Genomic DNA, 14,198 nt, shown 5'->3' on the forward strand with positions numbered 1-14,198 from the left:
ATGACCGCGCGCGGAAGCATTGCGGCGCTCATGACCTGTATGGCCGCGGCCGGCGCGGCCACCCCGGCCGTGGCCGACTCGGTGCCGGTGGGTGTCCCACTGGACGCCGTGAAGACCACGCTGGGCGTGGACACCCCGCGCCTGGCCACCGGGGTGCCGGTGCCGATCGTCGGAGCGCCCGAGGCGCCGCGCTTCCACGGGGGGGACATGCTCCCCAGTCCCCTGCTCCCGGTGATCCCGATCGGCACCGAGCTCGGCAACACCCTCGTCACCTCCCCGGTGCCGAACCTGCTGGGCGCGCCGGAGACGGACGGCGAGGGCTCGCTGGAGGCTCCGGCCACCGACCTGCTGGCCCGGACCCCCGGCCTGGTCGCCGGCGGCCTGCTGACGATGCCGGACGCCTCCAACTCCGGTGTGCCGAACCTGGCGGCGCCCGAGCTCGGCCTGATCGCCCCGGAACTGACCGGGGCTCCGGAGGCGCTCCTGGGCCTGGCTCTGCCCCGCTGAGCAGACACCAGGTCAAAAGGCCGCCCGGTCTGCGAACGTGTACGGCATGGGATTCCATGTCGATTCCGAGACCGGGCGGCTTCGCCGCGTCATCCTCCACCGGCCCGACCTGGAGCTGAGGCGGCTCACACCGAGCAACAAGGACGCGCTCCTCTTCGACGACGTGCTGTGGGTGCGCCGGGCCCGCCAGGAGCACGACGGCTTCGCGGACGTACTGCGCGACCGGGGCGTGGAGGTCCACCTCTTCGGCGACCTGCTGCGCGAGGCCCTCGACATCCCGGAGGCGAGACGCCTCGTACTGGACCGGGTGTTCGACGAGAAGGAGTACGGTCCGCTCGCCACCGACCACCTGCGGGCGGTCTTCGACGGGCTGGGCTCGGCCGCGCTGGCCGAGGCGCTGGTCGGCGGGATGACCAAGCGCGAGTTCCTGGAGCGGCACGCGGAGCCGGTGTCGGTGCGCTTCCACGCCATGGAATTGGACGACTTCCTGCTGGGCCCGCTGCCCAACCACCTCTTCACCCGGGACACCTCCGCCTGGATCTACGACGGGGTGTCCATCAACGCGATGCGCTGGCCGGCCCGGCAGCGCGAGACCGTCCACTTCGAGGCGATCTACAAGCACCACCCGCTCTTCACCTCCTCCGGGGCCTTCCACTACTGGTCGCAGGGGCAGGCGGACTACCCGTCGACGATCGAGGGCGGGGACGTGCTCGTCCTCGGCAACGGCGCGGTGCTGATCGGCATGAGCGAGCGGACCACCCCGCAGGCGGTGGAGATGCTGGCCCGGGGCCTGTTCGCCGCAGGGTCGGCGACGAGCATCGTGGCGCTGGACATGCCGAAGCGGCGGGCGTTCATGCACCTGGACACGGTGATGACGATGGTGGACGGAGATACGTTCACTCAGTACGCGGGGCTCGGCATGCTCCGCTCCTACACGATCGAGCCGGGCGACGCGGCGTCCGAGCTGAAGGTGACCGACCACCCGCCGGAGCACATGCACCGGGCCATCGCGGCGGCGCTCGGACTGGACTCGCTCCGGGTGTTGACGGCGGGCCAGGACGTGCACTCGGCGGAGCGCGAGCAGTGGGACGACGGGTGCAACGTGCTGGCCGTGGAGCCGGGGGTGGTGGTCGCCTACGAGCGGAACGTGACCACCAACACCCACCTGCGCAAGGAGGGCATCGAGGTGATCGAGATCCCCGGCAGCGAGCTGGGCCGGGGCCGGGGCGGACCGCGCTGCATGAGCTGCCCGGTGGAGCGCGACGCAGTGGCCTGAGCCGGCGGGCCCACGGGCGCGGAGGGAGACGCTGCCAGGCCGCTGCGAGGCCCTGCGCGATCGGCGGCGGCTCCGTGAGGCAGCGATCACCTTTCCGTATATCAATGCAGAGGATCGTATAGACTTCCAACATCCCCTGTTACCGTGACGCTGGAGCGATCCCATGGCCCCCGACCTCGCAGGTCGCAGTTTCCTCAAGGAGCTCGACTTCACCGCCGCCGAGTTCCGCGGCCTGATCGAGCTCGCCGCCGAGCTCAAGGCGGCCAAGAAGGCCGGCACCGAGCAGCCCTCGCTCCAGGGCAGGAACATCGCGCTGATCTTCGAGAAGACCTCGACGCGCACCCGCTGCGCCTTCGAGGTCGCCGCCGCGGACCAGGGGGCCCGCACCACCTACCTCGACCCCTCCGGCTCGCAGATGGGCCACAAGGAGTCGGTCAAGGACACCGCCCGGGTGCTCGGCCGGATGTTCGACGGGATCGAGTACCGGGGGGACAGCCAGGACGCCGTCGAGGAGCTCGCCGCCCACGCGGGCGTGCCCGTCTTCAACGGCCTCACCGACGACTGGCACCCGACCCAGATGCTGGCCGACGTCCTCACCATGACCGAGCACTGCGCCAAGCCGCTGGAGCGGATCTCCTTCGCCTACCTCGGCGACGCCCGCTTCAACATGGGCAACTCCTACCTCGTGACCGGCGCGCTGCTGGGCATGGACGTACGGATCGTCGCGCCCGAGGCCTACTGGCCGGCCGCGCCCGTGGTGGCGGCGGCGCGCGAGCTCGCCGCGCGGAGCGGGGCCCGGATCACCCTGACCGAGCGGATCGACGAGGGTGTGGCCCAGGCCGACTTCGTCATCACCGACATCTGGGTGTCCATGGGCGAGCCCAAGGAGGTCTGGGACGAGCGGATCGAGGCACTGTCCCCGTACGCCGTGACCATGGACGTGCTGCGCGCCAGCGGGAACCCGGACGTGAAGTTCATGCACTGCCTCCCGGCCTTCCACGACCTCGGCACCAAGGTGGCCCGGGAGATCCACGAGCGGCACGGCCTGGAATCGCTGGAGGTGACGGACGAGGTGTTCGAGTCGGTGCACTCGGTCGTCTTCGACGAGGCGGAGAACCGGCTGCACACCATCAAGGCGGTCCTCGTCGCGACGCTCGCGAAGCCCGGCGCATAGTCATACCGCGGGTCGTACGGCGGCGGCCGCGCCGGGCCGGCCGGCCCGGCGCCCCACCCGGGTCGCCACCAGGATGTCGTGCTTATGTGACGGCAGTCACGTTCCAGTGATACCGTCGTGACGGTGAGCCCCTTCACCGGTTCCACAGCAGCGACCGAACGGTGGCACCACCTCCGGGTGACCCGGCAGGACGGCGTGGCCACCGTCACCTTCGACCGCCCCGACAAGCTGAACGCGCTCACCTTCGGCGCCTACGCCGACCTGCGCGATCTGCTGGCAGAACTGTCCCGTGAGCGTTCCGTACGCGCCCTCGTCCTGGGCGGCGAGGGGCGCGGTTTCTGCTCCGGCGGCGACGTGGACGAGATCATCGGCGCCACCCTCGCCATGGACACCGCCCAACTCCTCGACTTCAACCGGATGACCGGCCAGGTCGTCCGCGCGATCCGCGAATGCCCCTTCCCGGTGATCGCCGCCGTGCACGGGGTGGCCGCCGGGGCCGGAGCCGTCCTCGCGCTCGCCGCCGACTTCCGGATCGCCGACCCCAGCGCCCGCTTCGCCTTCCTCTTCACCCGCGTCGGCCTCTCCGGCGGCGACATGGGCGCCGCCTATCTGCTGCCCCGCGTCGTCGGCCTCGGCCACGCCACCCGGCTGCTGATGCTCGGAGAGCCCGTACGCGCCCCCGAGGCCGAGCGAATCGGCCTGCTCAGCGAGCTCACCGAGGAGGGCAAGGCCCACGTACGGGCCGCCGAACTCGCCGCGCACCTGGCCGCCGGCCCCGCCCTCGCCTACGCGCAGACCAAGGCGCTGCTCACCGCCGAGCTCGACATGCCGCTGGCCGCCTCCGTGGAACTGGACGCGGCCACCCAGGCCCTCCTGATGAACGGCCAGGACTACGCGGAGTTCCACGCCGCCTTCACCGGGAAGCGGCCGCCCGACTGGAAGGGAAGGTAGCCGGATGTCTGCGGGCGCCATGCGGGTCGCGGTCGTCGGCGGGGGACCGGGCGGGCTGTACGCCGCCGCGCTGCTGGCCCGCCAGGGGCACACTGTCGACGTCTGGGAACGCGGCGCGCCGGACGAGACCTTCGGCTTCGGCGTGGTCCTCTCGGACGAGACCCTCGGCGGCATCGAACAGGCGGACAGCGTGGTCTACGCCGCCCTGAGCGCGGAGTTCGTGCGCTGGGACGACGTGGACATCGTGCACCGGGGCCGGCTGCTGACCTCCGGCGGCCACGGCTTCGCCGCCCTCGGGCGGCGCCGGCTCCTGGAGATCCTCCACGAGCGCTGCGCCGGGCTGGGCGTCCGGCTCCGCTTCCGCACCGGGCCGGTGGCCGCCGAGGCCCTCGCGGCCTCGTACGACCTGGTGGTCGCGGCGGACGGAGTGCACAGCGCGACCCGGGAGGCCGGGGCCGCGCACTTCCGGCCGACGGTGACGAACGGGCGCTGCCGGTACATCTGGCTCGCCGCCGACTTCGCCTTCGACGCCTTCCGCTTCGAGATCGCGGAAACCGAGCACGGCGTGATGCAGCTGCACGCCTACCCCTACGCGGCCGACGCCTCCACGGTGATCGTGGAGATGCGGGAGGAGGTGTGGCGGGCAGCCGGCTTCGACCTGTGTGACGAGGCCGAATCGGCGGCCCGCTGCGGCAAGATCTTCAGCGAGGCCCTGCGGGGCCGGCCGCTGCGCGGGAACCGCTCGACGTGGACGGGCTTCCGTACCGTCGTCAACGAGCGCTGGTCCCACGGCAACGTGGTCCTGCTCGGCGACGCCGCGCACACCGCCCACTTCTCCATCGGATCGGGCACCAAGCTCGCCGTGGAGGACGCCCTCGCGCTCGCCGAAGCGGTGGCCGCGGAGGCGGACGTACCGGCGGCCCTCACGGCGTACGAGGCGGCCCGGCGGCCCGCGGTCGCCAGCACACAGCGGGCGGCGGCCGCCAGCATGCGCTGGTTCGAGGAGATCGCCGGATACGTGGAGCAGCCCGCCCGGCAGTTCGCCTTCAACCTCCTCACGCGCAGCCGCCGGGTCACCCACGACAACCTGCGGCTGCGCGACGAGCGGTTCACGCGGGCCGTGGAACGGGATTTCGGCTGCTCGGACGAGGCGACTGCGCCCATGTTCACCCCGTTCACGCTGCGCGGCCTGACCCTGCGCAACCGGGTCGTCGTCTCACCGATGGACATGTACTCGGCCGAGGAGGGCGTACCGGGGGACTTCCACCTCGTGCACCTGGGCGCCCGGGCCCTCGGCGGGGCCGGGCTGGTGATGACGGAGATGGTCTGCGTCAGCGCCGAGGGCCGGATCACCCCCGGCTGCGCCGGGCTGTACACCCCGGAGCAGGCGGCGGCCTGGCGCCGGATCACCGACTTCGTCCACATCTCCGCGCCGGGGACCGCGCTCGGCGTCCAGCTCGGGCACGCGGGGCGCAAGGGCTCCACCCGCCTGATGTGGGAGGGGATGGACGATCCCCTTCCGCACGGCAACTGGCCGCTGGTGGCTGCCTCGGCCCTGCCCTACCGGCCGGGCGTCTCGGCGGTCCCGCGCGCCCTCGCGGAAGCGGACCTGGCGGCGCTCCGCTCCGAGTTCGCGGCGGCCGCCGTCCGTGCCGCCGACTGCGGATTCGACCTGCTGGAACTGCACTGCGCCCACGGCTACCTGCTCTCCGGGTTCCTCTCCCCGCTGACCAACCGGCGCACCGACGCCTACGGCGGCTCCCTGGAGAACCGGCTGCGCTTCCCGCTGGAGGTCTTCGACGCGGTGCGCGCCGTCTGGCCCGACGACCGCCCGATGACGGTCCGCCTCTCGGCCACCGACTGGGCGCCGGGCGGCACCTCGCCCGAGGAGGCGGTGGAGATCGCGGCCGCCTTCGCCGCCCGCGGCGCGGACGCCATCGACGTTTCGACCGGGCAGGTCGTCGCGGACGAGGTCCCCGAGTACGGGCGCTCGTACCAGACCCCCTACGCCGACCGGATCCGCAACGCCCTGGGCGTCCCCGTCATCGCCGTCGGCGCCATCTCCTCCTGGGACGACGTCAACTCCCTCCTCCTGGCGGGCCGGGCGGACCTCTGTGCCGTCGGCCGCCCCCACCTCTACGACCCGCACTGGACCCTCCACGCGGCAGCCGAACAGTCCTACGAGGGCCCGGCCGCCCCCTGGCCCGCCCCCTACCGCGCGGGCAGCCGCAAGCCGCCCACGGGCCGCGGCTGACGCCCGGTTCAGCGCCCCAGGGCGAGGCACTCGTGGCACAGGCAGGGCTCCGGATGCGGCCAGTGCGGCCAGCGCTCGCTGCGCAGCTCCCAGGCGTGGCGCTCCAGTGCGGGCGCCGCCTCCGCCGCCTCCGCCGAGGCCGCCGAGCCCCAGAACCTCGACCACTCGGCGGCGCGCAGCACGGCCGGGCTGCGGACCAGCTTCGGCCGGAAGGTGTGCAGATGGCGGGTGTGGACGTACTCCCACACGTAGCGCCGGGTCTGCCGGGGGCGGCCGACGACCATGCAGAAGTCCCCGCCGTCCAGCGTGTCGAAGACATGGACCTTGGCGCCGCCCTTGAAGGTCTTCGTGCCCGGGCGCAGGCCTTGGCCGCCCTCGCCCCAGCGGCGCCACCGCACGACGTTCGCGGCCAGGATCCAGAGAGGTTCGGGCGGTTCGGGCGGGTCGTCCGGCTCGTCCGGCTCGTCCGGGGTGCTCACGCGGCCACGACCTCGGTGCGGTCCTCCACCGGGGTGTAGCCCAGGCGCAGGTAGATGCCGTTGCTGGTCGGGTTGGCCAGGTCCGTGAAGAGGAGGACCTCCGAGGCGCCGGCCGCGTACGCCGCTTCGCTCGCCGTGTGCGTGACCCCGGCGGCGTAGCCGCGGCCGCGGAGCGCGGGCGGGGTGTAGACCGGGCCGACGCGGGCGGCGGAGCCGATCGGGCGGTTGAAGGAGGCCAGCGAGACCGGGGTGCCCGCGCGCTCCCAGAGCAGGATGCCGCCGTACGAGATCCGGTGCCGCAGGCCCGCCTCGTTGGCGCTGCCCGGCCCCCCCACCTCCGCGTGGAAGGCCTCGATCCAGTCCAGCAGCAGCGGCATGTCGGCCTCGGTGGCGAGCCGGGCCCGCCCCGCCGGGGCGGGATCCGGGGCGACCAGCCCGGCCAGCCGGTAGAGCCGGGTCTCCTCGGCGACCCGCGTGGGCCGGCCCCACGCCCGAGCCAGCGCCTCCGCGTCCCGGCGGCGGGCGTTGATCCCGTGGAGCTTGGCGAGCAGCGGCTCGGTGCTGAGCGCTTCCCCCAGGGCCCGGACCGCCTCCTCGGGCGCCGCGCCGAGCTGGAGCGGGAACGGCGGGGTGCACAGCAGGCCGGCGGCGGCGGTGCCGTCGGGCCCGGTCCACCACCCGAAGAGGGGGTCGGCGGACCCGTAGGCGTGGATGCCTTGTCGCTTCAGCCGGTCGGCGACCGTCAGCAGAAGGGTGTTGGAGACGGGCTGCGCGGTCACGGCCGGGCCCGCCGCGGCCAGATAGGCCGTCAGGTCGGAAGTGAAGGTCCAGGTCATGGCCCATACTGGCGCGGCCCCGGACCCGCGTGCGACCGCTTTTTCAGGCAGGCAGCCACCCCGGCCACCACGGCGGCACATTGTCCGGCCCGCACCGGGCCGGATCCCCGGGATAGCCGTCCAGGGTGCCGCGGAGGGCGAAGTACAGCACGGTCAGCCCGGCCGGCACGACCAGGACGGTGCCCAGTTGCAGGGCCACGGGCCGCCGGTCCAGGAGGAGGGCCACGACGAGGGCCACGGTGGCGAAGGCCGCGGTCAGCGGCAGCAGCGTGAGGCTCAGTTCGAAGCGGCCGCCCGCGTCCGTGCCCGCGCCGCAGTACTCCCGGGCGCGGGCGGCCAGCGCGATGGCCGCGCAGCCCGCCGCGAGGCCGGCGAGAACGGCGGAGACCCGTATACAGAATCGTTTCGCCCGGGAGGGGGCTGCGGCGCGTGGCGTCATACCCCGCTACGACGCGGCCCGCCCGGTCACGGTTGCGCGAACTGCGCGCCCGCGTCCCGCAGCCGGGCGTGCAGTTCGGTGAAGACGGCCGCCGCGCGGTCGCCCGGCCAGTCCGCCGGGAGGAGCTCGCGCGGCAGGCCCGGGTCGGCGTACGGCAGGCGGCGCCAGCTGTCCAGGGCGAGCAGATAGCCGCGGTAGGCCTCCTCCGGGGCCGGGTCCGGCCCCGTCTGCAGGGCGCGCAGGGCGGGCTCGTGCAGGTCGAGGAACTCCTCGTGCTGCTTGGCCAGGGAGGTCAGGTCCCACCAGCGGGCCACGGCCTCCGCGGTCGGCGCGAAGCCGAGGTGGGCGCCCCGGAACAGCTCCACGTACGGGGTCAGGTGCAGGCGCTCCAGCGTGTGACCCGTCTCCTGCGCCAGCCCGGCCGGGGCGATCCACACGCCCGGCGCCACCGCGCCGAAGCCGAGCCGGGCCAGCCGGGAGCGCAGCAGGTGCCGCTTGTGCCGCTCCTGCTCCGGGACGGAGAACACCGCCACCAGCCACTCGTCCGAGCGGGGCGGGCCGCCGTAGATCCGCCGGTCGCCGTCGTCGAGCAGCTGCCGCGCCTCCTGGGAGAGCTCGTACGCGGCCGAGCCGTCCGCCGCGCGGTCGGGCAGCAGGAAGCCGCGCCGCTTCAGCCGGGACACCGACGAGCGGACCGACGGGGCGTCCACGCCGGCCGCGCCCAGCAGGCGGATCAGCGCGGACACCGGGACCGGGCCCTCGAAGGCCCGCCCGTAGGCTCCGTAGAACGTGACGATCAAGGATCGCGGGGTGTGCTGCTCGACCACGCATTCACTGTAGGACCTGTCCGGCCGGTCAGCCGGGCTCGCGTGCCCTGGTGCGCGCGCTCACTGATCCGGCCTGACCGGCCGGACAGGTCCTCCATCGCGCAGCCGGAAGCGTTGCAGTTTGCCCGTCGCGGTGCGGGGCAGGGAGGGCACGAAGACGAAGGAGCGCGGGCACTTGTGCGGGGCCAGCTCGCCCCGCATGAAGGCGCGCAAGTCCTCCTCCGTGAGCACCACACCCTCACGGGTGACGGTGTAGGCGACCACGATCTGCCCGCGTCGCTCGTCCGGGCGGCCCACCACCGCGGCCTCCACCACGTCCGGGTGGCGCAGCAGGGCCTCCTCCACCTCCGGGCCCGCGATGTTGTAGCCCGCCGAGATGATCATGTCGTCGGCGCGGGCGACGTAGCGGAAGTAGCCCTCCGGATCGCGCACGTAGGTGTCACCGGTCAGATTCCAGCCGTCCCGTACGTACTCGCCCTGCCGCGGATCGGCCAGGTAGCGGCAGCCCACCGGCCCGCGCACGGCCAGCAGCCCCGGCTCGTTGTCCGCGACCGGCCGGCCGGAGGCGTCCACCACCCGCGCCTGCCAGCCCGGAACCACCCGGCCGGTCGTACCCGGCCGGATGTCCTCGTCGGCGGCGGAGATGAAGATGTGCAGCAGCTCCGTGGCCCCGATGCCGTTGATGATCCGCAGGCCGGTGCGCTCGTACCAGGCCTGCCAGGTCGCGGCGGGCAGGTTCTCCCCGGCCGAGACGCAGCGGCGCAGCGCGGAGAGGTCGTACACGCCCGCCTCGTCCGTGCCCAGCGCGTCCAGCATCGTCCGGTAGGCGGTGGGCGCCGTGAACAGGACCGTCACCCGGTGCCGGGCGAGGGCGGGCAGCAGGTGCCGCGGCGCCGCCTCCTCCAGCAGCAGCGCGGACGCGCCCGCCCGCAGCGGGAAGACGACCAGCCCGCCCAGGCCGAAGGTGAACCCGAGCGGCGGACTGCCCGCGAAGACATCGTCCGGTCGGGGGCGCAGGACCGTACGGGAGAAGGTGTCGGCCACCGAGAGGAGGTCGCGGTGGAAGTGCATGCAGCCCTTGGGCCGCCCGGTGGTGCCGGACGTGAAGGCGATCAGGGCGACGTCGTCGGCGGAGGTCTCCACGGCCGGGTAGGCCGCCCCGTCGTGCCGCTCGGCCAGCCGCAGCAGGTCGTCCGGGGCCTCACCCCCGTACGCGGTGATCCGCAGCCCCGGCACCTCGGCCCTGGCCAGGTCGTCCAGCGCCCCGGTGTGGCACAGGGCGTGGCTCACCCGGGCCATCGCGCAGACCGTGGCCAGCTCCTTCGCCCGCTGCTGGGGCAGGACGGTCACCGCCACCGCGCCGGCCTTCATCACCGCGAGCCAGCAGGCGGCGAGCCAGGGGCCGGTGGGGCCGCGCAGCAGGACCCGGTTGCCGGGGACCACGCCGAGATCGACAGTGAGCACGTGGGCGAGGCGGTCCACGCGCCCCCGCAGCCCGCCGTACGTCCACACCTCGCCGGCGGCGCTGCGGAAGGCCGGGCGGTCGGGCCCGAACCGGTCGATGGTGGCGTCCAGCAGCTCGGCCCCGCAGTTCAGGCGGTCCGGATAGGCCAGTTCGGGCAGCTCGAAGAGGAGTTCCGGCCAGCTGCCCGAGGGGGGCAGATGGTCGCGGGCGAAGGTGTCGGCATGAGCGGAAGGCTTGAGTTCCAAGGCGGGTTCGCCCCCTTGCAACGGTCCCGGATGTGGGTGGAGCCGGCCGTGCTGTTGCCACACGAGCGTATCGTGATGGTGACGGCAGTCAACAGGACGCGATAGATGCGGGGATGTTCGGATGACCGGATTCGCGCTCGGGGTGGACCAGGAGGAATGGTGCGGGCAGCTGCGCGCACTGGCGGCCGGCCGGCTGAGGCCGCTGGCCGAGAAGGGGGAGCCGGGGCGGGTCAACCGGCCGCTGCTGGCGGAGCTGGGTGAGCTGGGCCTGCTGGAGCGGGTGTTCGCATCGGGCGCGCTGGACCTGTGCCTGCTGCGCGAATCCCTCGCCTACGGCTGTACGGAGGCCGAGACGGCCCTCGCCCTCCAGGGACTCGGGGCCCACCCGGTCCTGCGGGCCGGGAGCGGGGCGCAGCGGGAACGCTGGCTGCCGGCGGTGCGCGCCGGGCGGGCGGTGGCGGGCTTCGCGCTGAGTGAGCCGGGGGCGGGCTCGGACGCGGCGGCGCTGGCGCTGGCGGCGGCCCCCGAGCCGGCGGGGGGCTGGCGGCTCAGCGGCGAGAAGTGCTGGATCTCCAACGCCCCGGAAGCGGATTTCTACACCGTGTTCGCCCGGACGGGTGAGGGCCCGGGGGCGAAGGGGGTATCCGCCTTCCTGGTGCCGGCGGACCGCCCCGGACTCGGCGGGCAGTCCCTGGACATGCTGTCCCCGCACCCCATCGGGTCCCTGTCCTTCGACGGGGTCCCGGTGGGCCGGGACGACCTCCTGGGCGAGCCCGGGCGGGGCTTCCGGGTCGCGATGGACACCCTCAACCTCTTCCGGCCGAGCGTCGGCGCGTTCGCGGTGGGCATGGCACGGGCCGCGCTCGACGCCACGCTCGCGTACACGGCGGACCGGGCCGCCTTCGGGGGGACGCTGAGCGACCTCCAGGCGGTGGCGCACCGGGTGGCCGAGATGGCCACCCGCACGGAGGCGGCCCGGCTGCTGGTGTACGCGGCGGCCGGGGCCTACGACCGGGACCCCGGCTCCCCGGAGGTCCCGCGCCGGGCGGCGATGGCGAAACTGCTGGCCACGGAGACGGCCCAGTACGTGGTGGACCACGCGGTCCAGCTGCACGGGGCCGTGGCCCTGCGGCGGGGCCACCTGCTGGAACACCTCTACCGGGAGGTGCGGGCGCCGCGGATCTACGAGGGGGCGAGCGAGGTGCAGCGCGGCATCATCGCGAAGGAGCTGTACCGGGCGCTGCCGGGGGAGGTGGCCGCGCGATGAGCCTCGAACGGATCAACCCGCCGGAGCTGTCGCCGCCGACGGGTTTCTCGCACGCGGTCGCCGCGACCGGCTCCCGGCTGGTGTTCCTGGCGGGCCAGACCGCGCTGGACGGCGCGGGCAAGGTGGTGGGGGAGACCCTGCCGGAGCAGTTCGAGCGGGCGCTGGCCAACCTGCTGGCCGCGCTCGCCGCGTCCGGGGGGACCCCGGCCGACCTGGCCCGGGTGACGGTGTACGCCGTCGACGTCCCGGCGTACCGGCACCATGCCGCCGAACTGGGCCGTGTCTGGCGCCGCCTGGCGGGCCGTGACTATCCGGCGATGGCCGTCATCGGCGTGGTCCGCCTCTGGGACGACCAGGCCCTGCTCGAACTGGACGGCATCGCGGTCCTCCCCTGAGCCGCGCCCTTCCCCTCCGGGGCGGGATGTGCCTCCGTGCGCGGGTACGGGTTCAGGACCGGGGCTCCGCCCCGTGCCCCGCGCCTCAAACGCCGGCGGGGCTGGAGGTGGCTCGCCCGAGTGGGTGGGTGCGGGTTCAGGACCGGGGCTCCGCCCCGGACCCCGCTCCTCACACGCCGGAGGGGCTGGATGTGCCCCGGCAAGGCTGGATGTGCCCCGGCGGGGCCGGGTGGGTTCGGCGGGGCCGGGTGGGTTCGGCGGCTGGATCGCGCGGAGCGCGATTTCAGCCCCGCCGGCGTATGAGGCGCGGGGGTTCGGGTCGGAGCCCCCGCGCGGCGAAGCCGCCGGGCCGGCACAGCCGGGAGGCTACGGGCGGCCGATGACGTGGCCGCCGTCCACGCGCAGGGCGTGCCCGGTGACGAAGCCGGCGTGCGCGAGGTAGAGCACCGCCTCGGAGATCTCGGACACCTCGCCGATCCGGTTCAGCAGGTGGATCCCGCCGAAGGAGTCCACATCGGATTCCGCGTGCAGCGGGGTGCGGACGATGCCCGGCGCGACGAGGTTGACCCGGATGTTGTCCGCGGCGAGCTCCGCGGCCAGGCTCGTCGTCAGCGCGTGCACCCCCGCCTTGCTCACCACCGGCGCGGAGGCCGGGAAGCCCGCCAGCGCGTGGTCGACCAGGACGGTGCCGATGTTGACGACGCTGCCGCCGCCGCCCTGCGCGCGCAGCGCCCGTACGAAGGCCTGGGTCGTGAGGTAGGTACCCCTCAGGTTGCCCGTCAGGAAGCAGTCGAGCTCCTCCGCCGTGACCTCGGTGAACGGCTTCGAGGCGAAGGTGCCCGCGTTGTTGACCAGGACGTCGACGCGGCCGAAGCGGTCGAGTGCGGTACGGACGAGCGCCTCGCCGGTCTCCGGCTCGGCGATGCTGCCCGCGACCCAGGCGGTCCGCTCGGGATGGCCCAGGCCGGCCGCGGCCTTGGCCAGGCGGTCGGCGTCCCGGCCGTTGAGGACGACGTCGGCGCCGCTCGCCAGGAAGGCCCGGGCGATGTCCAGCCCGATGCCGCTGGAGGAGCCGGTGATCAGTGCAGTGGTACGGGTAGCGGTAGCGGTAGCGGTGTCGGTCATGGTTCTCGTGCCCTTCGCGGCTGAACGGTTGGTCGTGCTGACACCAGAAACCTAGGAGCTCCCAACTCATAAGACCACGACGTAGTTTGGAGCATGTGATAATCCCAGGTTATGGATGTGGATCTGCGTGACCTGGAGCTCCTGGAGGCCACCGCCGAGGCCGGCTCGCTGACCGCCGCCGCCGAGCGGCTCTACGTCAGCCAGCCCGCCCTCAGCCAGCGGCTGACCCGCCTGGAGGCCCGCCTCGGCATGCCCCTCTTCGACCGCAAGGGCCGCCGCCTGGTCCCGAACGCCGCCGGCCGCCGCCTGCTGGTCGCCGCCCGCCAGGTACTCGGCGAGCTGGAGTCGGCCTCCCGCGACCTGCGGGAGCTCCGCGACGGACGCGACCGGCGGGTCCGCTTCGCCGCGCAGTGCAGCACCACCTTCCCGTGGCTGCCGCCCGTGCTGCGCGCCTTCCGCGCGCGCGAACCCGGCATCGACGTACGGATCGAGACCGTCCCCGACGACGCGCCGGTCCCGGCGCTCCTCGCCGACCGGATCGACGTGGCGCTCATCACCAAGCCGGACCTGCAGATGGACCGGGTGTCCCTGACCACGCTGTTCGACGACGAGATGATGGCCGTGGTGCCCGCCGGCCACCCGTGGGCCTCCCGCAAGCACCTGACCGCCCGCGACTTCGACGGCGCCGACCTCGTCCTCTACGACTTCTACGACCAGAAGCGCATCCCGTCGATGCCGCTGCCCCTGCCGGTCGGCGCCCGGCCCGCCCGGATCACCACCATGCCGGTGGTGACCGACCTGGTGGTGGAGATGGTGGCGGGCGGCCAGGGCGTGACGGTACTGCCCAACTGGGTGGCCGCCCCGTACGTGGCCTCGCACGGCCTCGCCCTGGTCCGCATCGGCGCGCAGCCGCTGACCCGCACTTGGTACTGCGCCACCCGCCCCGGCCCCCGCCCGC

General features: G+C 73.8%; 14 protein-coding genes. 8 read left to right on the top strand and 6 right to left on the bottom strand.

The features are described 5' to 3' along the window. From J7E94_RS14235 to J7E94_RS14255, 5 genes are all read left to right on the top strand, one after another. Positions 1-507, top strand: a complete 507-nt coding sequence (locus J7E94_RS14235; protein ID WP_251056646.1) for a hypothetical protein — start codon at positions 1-3, stop codon at positions 505-507. A 46-nt stretch (positions 508-553) separates the two neighbouring features. Beyond that, on the top strand, positions 554-1,783 hold the full coding sequence (locus tag J7E94_RS14240; RefSeq protein ID WP_215015531.1) for an arginine deiminase: 1,230 nt from the start codon (positions 554-556) through the stop codon (positions 1,781-1,783). A 163-nt stretch (positions 1,784-1,946) separates the two neighbouring features. Then, positions 1,947-2,957 carry an ornithine carbamoyltransferase gene (gene argF / locus J7E94_RS14245; protein WP_215015532.1) on the top strand — a complete coding sequence of 337 codons (1,011 nt, stop codon included), beginning with the start codon at positions 1,947-1,949 and terminating at the stop codon, positions 2,955-2,957. A gap of 123 nt (positions 2,958-3,080) precedes the next feature. Further along, positions 3,081-3,908: an enoyl-CoA hydratase family protein gene (locus J7E94_RS14250; protein ID WP_215015533.1), complete on the top strand. Its 828-nt coding sequence runs from the start codon at positions 3,081-3,083 to the stop codon at positions 3,906-3,908. Between the two features lie 4 nt (positions 3,909-3,912). Then, positions 3,913-6,162 (top strand): bifunctional salicylyl-CoA 5-hydroxylase/oxidoreductase, encoded by a 2,250-nt coding sequence (locus tag J7E94_RS14255; RefSeq protein WP_215015535.1) that lies wholly within the window; start codon positions 3,913-3,915, stop codon positions 6,160-6,162. Between the two features lie 8 nt (positions 6,163-6,170). Here the strand turns inward: J7E94_RS14255 and J7E94_RS14260 are convergent, their stop codons facing one another. From J7E94_RS14260 to J7E94_RS14280, 5 genes are read right to left on the bottom strand one after another with little or no spacing between them, the layout of a single operon-like run. Continuing rightward, entirely contained in the window at positions 6,171-6,641 is a 471-nt protein-coding gene (locus J7E94_RS14260; RefSeq protein ID WP_215015537.1) for a hypothetical protein, read from the bottom strand. Next, positions 6,638-7,477, bottom strand: coding sequence for a GNAT family N-acetyltransferase (locus J7E94_RS14265; RefSeq protein ID WP_215015539.1), 840 nt, complete (start codon positions 7,475-7,477; stop codon positions 6,638-6,640). The genes J7E94_RS14260 and J7E94_RS14265 overlap by 4 nt, the downstream gene beginning before the upstream one ends. Before the next feature lie 43 nt (positions 7,478-7,520). Beyond that, positions 7,521-7,916, bottom strand: a complete 396-nt coding sequence (locus J7E94_RS14270; RefSeq protein ID WP_215015541.1) for a hypothetical protein — start codon at positions 7,914-7,916, stop codon at positions 7,521-7,523. 26 nt (positions 7,917-7,942) lie between these two features. Continuing rightward, complete coding sequence (locus J7E94_RS14275) at positions 7,943-8,743, bottom strand: PaaX family transcriptional regulator C-terminal domain-containing protein (protein WP_215015543.1); 801 nt, start codon at positions 8,741-8,743, stop codon at positions 7,943-7,945. Between the two features lie 60 nt (positions 8,744-8,803). Beyond that, complete coding sequence (locus tag J7E94_RS14280; protein ID WP_215015545.1) at positions 8,804-10,453, bottom strand: AMP-binding protein; 1,650 nt, start codon at positions 10,451-10,453, stop codon at positions 8,804-8,806. Positions 10,454-10,574: 121 nt separating this feature from the next. Here J7E94_RS14280 and J7E94_RS14285 point away from each other — a divergent pair, with 121 nt between their 5' ends. Together J7E94_RS14285 and J7E94_RS14290 are read left to right on the top strand one after the other, a co-directional pair. Continuing rightward, a complete protein-coding gene (locus tag J7E94_RS14285; RefSeq protein WP_215015547.1) occupies positions 10,575-11,720 on the top strand; it encodes an acyl-CoA dehydrogenase family protein in 1,146 nt (381 codons plus the stop codon). Then, positions 11,717-12,115 (top strand): RidA family protein, encoded by a 399-nt coding sequence (locus J7E94_RS14290; RefSeq protein WP_215015549.1) that lies wholly within the window; start codon positions 11,717-11,719, stop codon positions 12,113-12,115. The genes J7E94_RS14285 and J7E94_RS14290 overlap by 4 nt, the downstream gene beginning before the upstream one ends. A 366-nt stretch (positions 12,116-12,481) precedes the next feature. Here the strand turns inward: J7E94_RS14290 and J7E94_RS14295 are convergent, their stop codons facing one another. Beyond that, positions 12,482-13,240 carry an SDR family NAD(P)-dependent oxidoreductase gene (locus J7E94_RS14295; protein ID WP_215015551.1) on the bottom strand — a complete coding sequence of 253 codons (759 nt, stop codon included), beginning with the start codon at positions 13,238-13,240 and terminating at the stop codon, positions 12,482-12,484. Between the two features lie 111 nt (positions 13,241-13,351). Between J7E94_RS14295 and J7E94_RS14300 the strand changes: the two genes are divergently transcribed. Further along, positions 13,352-14,198: LysR family transcriptional regulator (locus J7E94_RS14300; protein WP_215015552.1), on the top strand; the 847-nt coding region annotated here is incomplete at its 3' end.

This window comes from Streptomyces sp. ISL-94 (assembly GCF_018614075.1).
In the GTDB taxonomy this organism is placed as follows: Bacteria; Actinomycetota; Actinomycetes; order Streptomycetales; family Streptomycetaceae; genus Streptomyces.

Bases quoted from the DNA above. Each gene is read 5' to 3' on its own strand.
- J7E94_RS14235 (WP_251056646.1), top strand. From the start codon at position 1: ATGACCGCGCGCGGAAGCATTGCGGCGCTCATGACCTGTATGGCCGCG.
- J7E94_RS14240 (WP_215015531.1), top strand. From the start codon at position 554: ATGGGATTCCATGTCGATTCCGAGACCGGGCGGCTTCGCCGCGTCATC.
- argF (WP_215015532.1), top strand. From the start codon at position 1,947: ATGGCCCCCGACCTCGCAGGTCGCAGTTTCCTCAAGGAGCTCGACTTC.
- J7E94_RS14255 (WP_215015535.1), top strand. From the start codon at position 3,913: ATGTCTGCGGGCGCCATGCGGGTCGCGGTCGTCGGCGGGGGACCGGGC.
- J7E94_RS14265 (WP_215015539.1), bottom strand. From the start codon at position 7,477: ATGACCTGGACCTTCACTTCCGACCTGACGGCCTATCTGGCCGCGGCG.
- J7E94_RS14270 (WP_215015541.1), bottom strand. From the start codon at position 7,916: ATGACGCCACGCGCCGCAGCCCCCTCCCGGGCGAAACGATTCTGTATA.
- J7E94_RS14285 (WP_215015547.1), top strand. From the start codon at position 10,575: ATGACCGGATTCGCGCTCGGGGTGGACCAGGAGGAATGGTGCGGGCAG.
- J7E94_RS14290 (WP_215015549.1), top strand. From the start codon at position 11,717: ATGAGCCTCGAACGGATCAACCCGCCGGAGCTGTCGCCGCCGACGGGT.
- J7E94_RS14295 (WP_215015551.1), bottom strand. From the start codon at position 13,240: ATGACCGACACCGCTACCGCTACCGCTACCCGTACCACTGCACTGATC.